This is a genomic window from Candidatus Oleimmundimicrobium sp. (assembly GCF_030651595.1).
Taxonomy (GTDB): Bacteria; Actinomycetota; Aquicultoria; order UBA3085; family Oleimmundimicrobiaceae; genus JAUSCH01.
Window position 1 is genome coordinate 1 of sequence record NZ_JAUSCH010000135.1, and the last position, 1,054, is coordinate 1,054.

General features: G+C 53.0%; 2 protein-coding genes. Both read right to left on the reverse strand.

From position 1 onward, the window contains the following. Positions 1 to 85: 85 nt before the first annotated feature. Complete coding sequence (gene ssb, locus Q7U95_RS08105) at positions 86 to 649, reverse strand: single-stranded DNA-binding protein (RefSeq protein WP_308753475.1); 564 nt, start codon at positions 647 to 649, stop codon at positions 86 to 88. A gap of 33 nt (positions 650 to 682) precedes the next feature. Beyond that, the coding region (rpsF, locus tag Q7U95_RS08110) for a 30S ribosomal protein S6 (protein ID WP_308753477.1) at positions 683 to 1,054 on the reverse strand (372 nt) is incomplete at its 5' end.

Here is a 1,054-nt window from a genome sequence, read left to right on the forward strand (position 1 = left end):
GACTTAATCTTTTATATTATCAAAAGTCGGATCTTTGAAGCGACCTGTCGGCTCCCGCCTTGTCGCATCCATCATTCCAACCACATCAAAACGGAATATCGTCAGGATCGAACGAATCGTCCGCCTGCGGCCCGCCCGAAGGATCCTGCATTGGCGGAGCCATCGGCGGAACATTCTGCGGACGGTACTGCTGCTGTTGCGGCTGCTGACCGGCTGCCGGGGCGTTGTAACCGCCGCCATAGCCGCCGCCCTGCGGAGCCTGCCGGTTATAGCCGCCATCATCCGCCGGTTGCCCGCCCGATGATTGGCCGCCGCCCTGAGCGCCGCCGACAAATTCAAAGTTGTCAACACTCACGCGATGCTTGCTTTTCTTGGTGCCGTCCTGGGCAGTCCAACTGTCCAGAGTGAGCCGGCCTTCAACAAAGATAGGATTACCTTTCTTGAAATACCGCTGCACTACTTCAGCCCTCTTGCCAAACAGACGGCAATCTACGAAACAGATTTCATCACGCTGCTGACCATCCTGTCCCGTCCATTTCCTGTTTGTGGCAATACCGAAGTCTACCACCGGCATTCCGCTTGGCAGATATGACAACTGCGGGTCGCGCGTCATATTGCCGAGAAGTATGATTCTGTTATAACTGGACATTTGTATCTCCTATATTCCGTCTTATGTTACGGTCTACTCATCATCGACAACATCTTCGACATCGTCAATGTCGTCAGCTTCGTCAATGCCGATAGGCGCGACATCGTCGTCTCTGCGCCAGCCCTCGTCAGAGACCCTGTGTTTGAGGTCTGTGATCGTAGGCGCCTTCTTGTCCATCTGTTCCGGTGAGGCGATGAAATCCGCCCTCAGGATCATCGCACGCATAATATCTTCGGAAAGATTATTATCGCGCTCGATGCTGGCAATCGACGCCGGTTCACAGTTAAAGTACACAAGGATATATGTACCTCTGGTCTTACCGTCAATTTCGTAAGCAAGCTGGCGTTCGTCCCACTTCTTGAGTGTTACTATTTCGCCGCCTCTTTTTTCGATCTGTGCCGTAAT